This window comes from Streptomyces sp. NPDC059900, assembly GCF_050270335.1.
In the GTDB taxonomy this organism is placed as follows: Bacteria; Actinomycetota; Actinomycetes; order Streptomycetales; family Streptomycetaceae; genus Streptomyces.
This window is the reverse complement of sequence record NZ_JBNNJZ010000540.1, coordinates 1-5,438: the sequence shown is the minus strand read 5'-3', so window position 1 is coordinate 5,438 and position 5,438 is coordinate 1. Positions and strand designations below refer to the sequence as shown.

Here is a 5,438-nt window from a genome sequence, read left to right as displayed (position 1 = left end):
GACGGCGTCCGCGACTGCGTCTTCCTCGATCCGTCCGGCAACATGCTGCGCTTCACCCAACCGCTTCGTCCGGGAACACCGGAGAGGTGATGCACCCCGTGACCCTTTTACGCTTTTACGCCGTGTGCTTCCGTCGCTGCGGAGAAAGCATTGGACCAGTGATTTCACCCGAATGGGAGACGGAAAGGCGGGCTTTCAAGCGGGTGCATGCCAGGCGCTCCCTGTCACGGATTCGGCTGGTATGAGTCGGGGAGGCCGGGTAGAACACTGTTATGGAATCCATGCAGTGGGAAATGGCCGCATCGTCGGGCACGGCCTTGCTCATGTGGATCGTCGGCCTGGTCGTGGTCGGGGTTCTTCTGGCCGCCTTTTTCTGGGGGCGTCGAGTGCGGTCGCGTGAGCCCGCGCCACCGCGCCCGGAAGAGCAGCCGAAATTGCCCGAGGACGGCCCTGTGGGGGAAGTCCGGGAGTTCCGGGAGCCGAATGAGGTACCCCGCGACGGCGGTCGGCTGACGCCGACTGAACTCGACGGCAATTACGGCACGCCGAGCACTCACCGCAGTCCTTCCCAGGACCCGGAGGACCACAAGAAGCCGGGTGGTGGCGGCAGCTTCGGCAGCGGCGGCCTCGGCTGACGTCCTCCCTCCTGCGCGCTGCCCGCACCAGGCCCGGCACCCGGATGGCCGGGCCGGGTCGGCTCAGTGCACGCAGAGGCAGAACGGGTGGCCCGCCGGGTCGGCGTAGATCCGCCAGTTGGCCTCCGGGCGGATCTTGTCGGTTCGCTCCAGCACGGTGGCGCCGAGGCTGAGCGCCCGCTTCTCCTCCCCGTCGAGGTCGTCCACGTCGAAGTCCAGGTGCATCTGCTGCGGGTACTGCTGGCCGGGCCACTGGGGCGGGCGGTAGCCGTCCACCCGCTGGCAGGCAATGGGAATCCCCTCGAAGCCGTGCACCTCGAGCCAGTCGGAATCCTCCGGATCCTCGACCACCCGGCCGCCGAGCAGTTCCGCGTAGAACGCCGCGAGCCGTACCGGATCGGCGCAATCGAGCGCGACCGCCTGCAGCTTTCGAATCACTTCCGACACTCTTCTCTCTTGAGCCACTGCCGTAGCACCCGTACGGGAGCTTTCGTACCCCTCTCCCCCGCGAGCATGCACCAGGACCAGGCTTCGGGCTGGTCGGGTGACGACTGGCACTGCGGTGCCGGGTGCGCCGGCGACGCCGCGGCTGAGGAGTAACCCGGGCCAGGGCTCGGCGTTATGAGGCCGTGGGTATCTGGCTGCTCAATAACTTCAGCACTCTCGCGCTTGCCGGGCTGCTCGGTGGCGGCGCCGTACTGGCTGCCGTGGCCGGCCTGATGGTGCTGCGGCGCAGATTTCCTCACCACGCGAACGGCACGCACAACGAGATGATCGGCGTCGTGCTCGGCATGTACGCCGCGATCTACGGAATCATCCTGGCCTTCGTCGTGGTGGCCGAGTGGGAGGGCCTCAACGAGGCGGAGACCAACGTCGCGCTCGAGGCCAGCCAGACCGCCGAGGTGGTGCGCGACGCCCCGGCCTTCCCGCCCGGGCAGGAGCGCCGGGTGACGGACGCCGTGGGGGCGTACGTCCGTGTCGTCGTCGACGAGCAGTGGCCGATGATGCGCGCCGGACGGCCCGACCCCGGTGTCACCAACCCCGAAGTGGTCGCGCTGTACAAGGTGTTCCAGGACTACGAGCCGCGGACCGAGGCCGAGAAGACCTACTACCAGCAGTCCGTCGCGACGCTGGGCGAGATCGCGGGCGCACGTCGCACCCGGCTCTCCGACGCGGAGCAGTCCCTGCCGTCCCTCCTGAACATCCTCGTCTACGGTGGCGCGCTCATCATGCTTCCCCTGACCTTGCTGTACGGCATCAGGAGCCTGCGCGCGAACCTGATGTTCGTGATGTCGGTGGCCGCGCTGATCGGCGTGAGTCTGCTGCTGTGCCTGACGCTGGACCATCCCTTCGCGGGCGATCTCGCCGTTTCGCCTGCTCCGTTCAAGGAAGGCGTGCTCGCTCAGTACTGGTGACTCGGTCCTCTCGGGTGGGGGTGTCCGGCTACAGGCCCAGGTCCCGGCCCACGATCTCCTTCATGATCTCGGTGGTGCCGCCGTAGATGGTGGTGATGCGCGAGTCCAGGTAGTCGTGGGCGATGCGGTATTCGAGCATGTAGCCATAAGCGCCGTGCAGTTGGAAACAGCGGCCGACGATGTCCACGTAGCGCTCGGTGGCCCAGAATTTCGCTGATGCGGCATCCACCGCGCTCAGTCGGCCGCGGGAGTGCCGGGCGAGCAGATCGTCCAGGTAGGCGCGTCCCACCCGGGCGGTGGTCACCATGTCGGCCAGTTCGAAGCGGGTGTTCTGGAAGGAGCCGATCGGCCGGCCGAACGCCTTGCGTTCGCGGACGTAGTCCAGGGTGCGTTCCAGTACGCCCTCGATGGATGCCACGGCGTTGGCGGCTATCGAGATCCTCTCCTGGGGCAGGTTGCGCATCAGGGATTTGAAGCCGCTTCCCTCCGGGCCGAGCAGGTTGGCCGCCGGTACCCGCAGGTCGTGGAAGAACAGCTCGCTGGTGTCCTGGGCGTGCAGGCCGACTTTCTCCAGGTTGCGCCCGCGGGAGAAGCCGGGGCGGTTCGCCTCGATGACCAGCAGGCTGATCCCGCCGTGGCGGTCGGGTCCGGTGCGTACGGCGGTGACGACCAGGTCGGCGTTCTGGCCGTTGGAGATGAAGACCTTGCTGCCGTTGACCACGTAGTCGTCGCCGTCGCGGACGGCGGTGGTGGCGATGCCGGCCAGGTCGCTGCCGGTTGCGGGTTCGGTCATCGCGACGGCGACGACGAGCTCTCCGGCGGCGATGCCCGGCAGCCAGCGGGCCTTTTGCTCCTCGTCGGTCAGGTCGGTGAAGTAGGGCACGACGATGTCGTTGGACAGGGTCAGTGAGGCCAGCCCGTCCGAGGCGGGATGGCGGGAGAACTCTTCGCCGATGACCGCGTTGAAGCGGTAGTCGCTGGCCCCGCCGCCGCCGTATTCCTCGGGGATGTTGAAGCCGAGGATGCCCGCGCGGGCGGCTTCGCGGAAGAGTTCGCGGTCGACCTTGCCCTCGGTGCGCCACTGCTCGGCGTGCGGCTCGGCGTGCTTGTCGGCGAAGGCGCGGGCCGTGTCCCGCAGGAGCTCGTGCTCGTCGTCGTACAGCGACCGGTCGGCGGAGATCACATCGGCCATCAGGATTCCTGTTCCAGAGCATGGTCGGAGGAGGAAGGGGGGTGCGGGTGGTCAGGTCCCGGGCAGGAGGACGGGTTTCAGCGTCCGGCCGGCGCGCTGGTCGGCCACCGCCCGGTCGAAGTCGGCCAGGGCGTAGGTGGTCACCAGGCGGTCGAGGGGCAGATGGCCGCTGCGGAAGCGCCGGACCAGCTCGGGGATGAGGTGCGAGGGATCGGCATCGCCCTCGACGCAGCCGCGCACCTGCAGCCCGCGCAGCATCAACTTCCGTACGTCGAGTGATGCCTGGGCAGCTCCCAGCCCGACCAGGGCCAGGACGCCGCGCGGCTGGAGCAGGGCGAGCGCGCGGGCGATCGACTCGGGCTGTCCGGTGGTGTCCAGGGCGTGGGTGACCGCGGGTATCGGTTCGTCCAGTGCGGCCACGGTCGTGGCGCCGTACTGGGCGAGCAGGGCGCGGCGCGGTGCGACGGGCTCGGCCACGACGACCTCGACGCCTTCGGAGAGAGCTGTCAGGGCCGCGACGGCGCCCACCCCGCCGGCGCCGACGACCAGCAGGCGATCGCCGTGCCGGGGGCGCAGGACGTTGAGCACCGCGCCCGCGCCGGTCAAAAATCCGCAGCCCAGGGGCGCGGCGACTTCCGGTGGCAGGTCGCCGACGGGGATGCAGGAGCGGGCATGGGCCAGTGCGGCGGTGGCGAAGGACGACTGGCCGAAGAAGGCCCCGAAGACCGGCTGGTCCCCCACCCGCAGGGTCGGCGACCCGTCGAGCCGCCGTCCCGAGCCGTTGAGCGCGGCCGCCCAGGCGCAGTACCCGGGCAGGCCGGCCCGGCACTGGGCGCATCCGCCGCACGAGGCGAAGGAGAGCACGACCCGGTCGCCGAGGCTGAGGCCGCCGGCGGCGGGTCCCAGGTGTTCGACGGTGCCGCAGCCCTCGTGGCCGAGGACGGCCGGCTGTGTGCCGAGTTTCCTGCGGGTGAGCAGGTCGGTGTGGCACACCCCCACTGCCTCGATCCGGACGATGACCTCGTCGGGGCGGGGGTCGTCCAGTTCGGCGTCGACCAGTTCGCCGCCCGCGGGGCCGTGCGAGAGCAGGGCGGAGATCTTCACTCCTGCTCCAGGGCGAAGTAGAAGAGGTGCCCGCCGGCGGAGACCGTGCTGGCCTTGCCGTTCATCACGCCCATGAGGGTGCTCTCGTCCACGCGCTTGAAGTGGTCGAACACCGCCATGCCGTCGTAGACCATCGTGGCGGTCACCTCGCCGCGGAACTCGATGTTCCACAGGCTGGCCTCGCCGCGGCCTGCTGTGGTGTCGGAGTAGAGGCTGCCGTCCGGGGCCCGGCAGATGAGCGGTTGGGCGTTGTCCAGGGCGGTGAACTGCTTTCCGTGCCAGTGGCTTCGGGCCAGCACCTGCTCGATGGGATGGCCGGTGGAGAAGGCGAAGCCCTTCCAGGAGCCCAGAATGGCCGAGGCGTCCACGACGTCGAGGTCGGCCCACAGGGCATCCAGGGCGTCCGGGTCGACCGGGCCCGGCGCTGTGCGCAGGGCCCGCCAGCGCTCGCGTACGGGAGGCAGGGTGTGGGTCATCGCGCACCGAGCCGGCGCAGGAGGGACAGCTGGCTGTTGGTACGGGCGACGAAGCTTTCCACCGGTTGTTTCGGTGAGGGGCCCAGGGGCATGAGGCGCTGCACGGCGATGGTCTGGCTCTGGGTGTACTTGCGGATGCCTTCGGCTCCGTGGCGGCGGCCCATTCCGCTGTCGCCCGTGCCGCCCATGCCGGCTTCGATGCTGCCTGCTGCGGCGGCGGCCCCGTCGTTGATGTTGACCGATCCGGTGCGGATGAGCCGGGCCATGCGGGTGGCCTTGCGGGTGTCCTTGGACCAGACGGAGGCCGACAGGCCATAGGTTCCCTGGTTGGCCAGGTCCAGCGCCTGGTCGTCGCTGGCATAGGGGTACAGCGCGAGGACCGGGCCGAAGGTTTCGCTCGCGCAGGCGTCCATGTCGGTGCTGACGCCTTCGAGGATGGTCGGTTCGTAGAACAGCGGGCCGATGTCGGGCCTGGCCCGGCCCCCGGCCAGCACCGTGGCTCCCTTGGCCCGGGCGTCCTCGACATGGGCGCTGACCGCGGCCAGTTGCGCCGGCGAGACCAGCGGCCCCAGGTCGGCCGTGTAGTCGTAGGACCGTCCCGGGCGCAGTGCCCGGG

Annotated in this window: 7 protein-coding genes; 2 read left to right on the top strand and 5 right to left on the bottom strand. The window is 69.6% G+C overall.

Features of this window, described 5'->3' with window-relative positions:
• Nucleotides 1–272: 272 nt before the first annotated feature.
• Nucleotides 273–635 (top strand): DUF6479 family protein, encoded by a 363-nt coding sequence (locus tag ACQKIP_RS38485; protein ID WP_365864909.1) that lies wholly within the window; start codon nucleotides 273–275, stop codon nucleotides 633–635.
• 63 nt (nucleotides 636–698) lie between these two features.
• On the opposite strand, the gene ACQKIP_RS38480 is transcribed toward ACQKIP_RS38485, so the two are convergent.
• Complete coding sequence (locus ACQKIP_RS38480; protein WP_365864907.1) at nucleotides 699–1,073, bottom strand: VOC family protein; 375 nt, start codon at nucleotides 1,071–1,073, stop codon at nucleotides 699–701.
• A gap of 191 nt (nucleotides 1,074–1,264) precedes the next feature.
• Between ACQKIP_RS38480 and ACQKIP_RS38475 the strand changes: the two genes are divergently transcribed.
• Nucleotides 1,265–2,050, top strand: a complete 786-nt coding sequence (locus ACQKIP_RS38475; RefSeq protein ID WP_365864905.1) for a DUF4239 domain-containing protein — start codon at nucleotides 1,265–1,267, stop codon at nucleotides 2,048–2,050.
• 28 nt (nucleotides 2,051–2,078) lie between these two features.
• Here the strand turns inward: ACQKIP_RS38475 and ACQKIP_RS38470 are convergent, their stop codons facing one another.
• The 4 genes from ACQKIP_RS38470 to ACQKIP_RS38455 all read right to left on the bottom strand — a co-directional run.
• Nucleotides 2,079–3,242, bottom strand: a complete 1,164-nt coding sequence (locus ACQKIP_RS38470; protein ID WP_365864903.1) for an acyl-CoA dehydrogenase family protein — start codon at nucleotides 3,240–3,242, stop codon at nucleotides 2,079–2,081.
• Nucleotides 3,243–3,293: 51 nt separating this feature from the next.
• Nucleotides 3,294–4,346: an alcohol dehydrogenase catalytic domain-containing protein gene (locus tag ACQKIP_RS38465; protein ID WP_427745209.1), complete on the bottom strand. Its 1,053-nt coding sequence runs from the start codon at nucleotides 4,344–4,346 to the stop codon at nucleotides 3,294–3,296.
• Nucleotides 4,343–4,822 (bottom strand): DUF4334 domain-containing protein, encoded by a 480-nt coding sequence (locus ACQKIP_RS38460; RefSeq protein WP_365864899.1) that lies wholly within the window; start codon nucleotides 4,820–4,822, stop codon nucleotides 4,343–4,345. Before ACQKIP_RS38460 ends, ACQKIP_RS38465 begins: the two co-directional genes overlap by 4 nt.
• On the bottom strand, nucleotides 4,819–5,438 hold a 620-nt coding region (locus ACQKIP_RS38455), incomplete at its 5' end, for an aldehyde dehydrogenase family protein (RefSeq protein ID WP_427745208.1). The genes ACQKIP_RS38460 and ACQKIP_RS38455, both read right to left, overlap by 4 nt.